We start from the raw sequence: 404 nt of genomic DNA, 5'->3' as shown, positions 1-404 counted from the left end.
GCCGATCTGACGCGCCGCCGCTTCGTCGGCGCGCACATCCTGAGTGAACTCGTCGCCGGCCAGGACGCGGCGGACGTCGTCGGCGGGCAGCCCGATCTCCTCGCCGAGACGCTGCAGCTCGGTCGTGTCGCCGACCGCGACGCCCTCGGTGAAATAAGCGCGCATGAGGCGTTCGTGCGCTTCGGTGGCGCGCCCGTGCTGGGCGGCCAGGTGGACGAGACGGTGAGCGTCGAACGTGTTGCCGAACTTGGCTTCGCGCCAGTTGAACTCGAGGCCGACCTCGGCCGCGCGGGCGGCGATGTCCTCCTGGCTGCGCTCGGACTGCTCCGGCGTCATGCCGTACTTCGCCGCGATCTTCTCGACGAGCGTCGTGTCGGGCACGGCCTCGATCGTCGGGTCGAGCT

General features: G+C 70.5%; 1 protein-coding gene. It reads right to left on the bottom strand.

What is annotated here, in order from left to right:
• On the bottom strand, positions 1-404 hold a 404-nt coding region (locus GO615_RS30075; protein ID WP_211167444.1), incomplete at both ends, for a DsbA family protein.

The sequence above is a fragment of the Aromatoleum evansii genome, from assembly GCF_012910805.1.
Taxonomy (GTDB): Bacteria; Pseudomonadota; Gammaproteobacteria; order Burkholderiales; family Rhodocyclaceae; genus Aromatoleum; species Aromatoleum evansii.
The sequence above is the reverse complement of the archived record's forward strand: the minus strand, read 5'-3'. Positions and strand labels throughout refer to the sequence as shown.